This is a genomic window from Vibrio sp. Vb0667 (assembly GCF_033391095.1).
Map to the genome: position 1 here is coordinate 1 of NZ_JAWPOL010000186.1, position 1377 is coordinate 1377.

A 1377-nucleotide genomic window follows, 5' to 3' on the forward strand; every position below is an offset into this window, starting at 1 on the left:
GCATGAATGGGGCATTGATAAAGAAATGTCGCAACCAGGTGGACTGTACCCATACCCAGACGCGGTGAGTGACAAAGAAGTGTGGGTGCTTCAACGTCGCAAAGGTCGTGTTGGTAAAGGACCGGGTAAAACGACAGGGTGGATCCATAAACGCACATTAGAAAAACGCGGAGTGCATCTGCTTGGTGGCGTGTCTTATGACAAAATTGATGACAACGGTTTACACATTCATGTAGATGGTAAGGCGCAGCTTTTAGAGGCTGATAAAGTCGTTATTTGTGCGGGACAGGAATCAGTACGTCCGTTTGAAGACAAGTGGTCTGAACTTGGTGAAAAACTGCATATCATCGGTGGCGCTGATCATGCCGGTGAGTTGGATGCAGTGCGTGCAATTCGCCAAGGCGTAAAACTTGCTGTGAAGCTATAACATCAAGCTTTATATGACTCAAAAGCTGCGTGTGATGCGCAGCTTTTTTGTTTCTGTTGCTCTCGGTTTGTGTGAATCATCACGATAATCCCTAAAAAACAGATTGTTATTCGAGTGAGAGGATTATGCTAAAGTGAGCAGCAAAGAAAATAACAGTTAGATTCAATAAGGACTCGCTCATGGAAGCTCTCGATCTTTTGCTTAACCGTCGCTCTATCGCCAAATTATCTGCGCCAGCACCAGAGGGCAAAGCGTTGGAGAATATTATTCGCGCAGGTCTTCGTGCTCCTGACCATGCGGGCTTAACCCCTTGGCGTTTTGTGATTGCTCAAGGTGATGGTTTGAAGAAGCTATCAGATATTTTGGTGAAAGCCGCGATTGCAGACCATAGTGATGAGGCTGTGATCGAAAAAGTGAAAAATGCGCCGTTTCGTGCCCCAATGGTCATTACCGTGATCGCGAAAGTAACCGAGCATGAAAAAGTCCCTGCATTGGAACAATATCTTTCTGCAGGCTGCGCTGTTCAAGCAATGCAAATGGCGGCGGTTGCGCAAGGTTTCCAAGGTTTTTGGCGTTCAGGTAAATGGATGTTCCACCCTGAGGTACATCAAGCATTTGGCCTAGAAGGTGAAGATGAAATTGTTGGATTTCTATACCTTGGTACACCAGGTTGTACTCCAATGAAAGTGCCAGAGCGCGATTTGTCTAAGTTTGTTGAATTTCAATAAATACATACCTAGATAACGTTCACTGTTCATTTATACAGTTTTTCCTTGATTTCTTAGGGCTACATTCGATAATGTGGCCCTAATTATTTTGATTTCCAAATCCTTATGTCTCGTCTGTTTATTGCTGAAAAACCCAGTCTAGGTCGTGCTATTGCGGCTGCTTTACCTAATCCCCAAAAGAAAGACCAAGGCTTTATCCGTTGTGGAAATGGTGATGTGGTG

Annotated in this window: 1 protein-coding gene and 1 pseudogene; both read left to right on the forward strand. The window is 44.7% G+C overall.

The window, feature by feature from the left end; translation table 11 throughout:
- Positions 1 to 427: pseudogene (gene fadH, locus R8269_RS24485) on the forward strand (NADPH-dependent 2,4-dienoyl-CoA reductase); the annotation flags it as partial.
- Positions 428 to 606: 179 nt separating this feature from the next.
- The gene (locus R8269_RS24490; protein WP_005461733.1) at positions 607 to 1155 is read left to right on the forward strand and encodes an NAD(P)H nitroreductase; all 549 of its coding nucleotides are present in this window, start codon (positions 607 to 609) and stop codon (positions 1153 to 1155) included.
- Positions 1156 to 1377 lie beyond the last annotated feature (222 nt).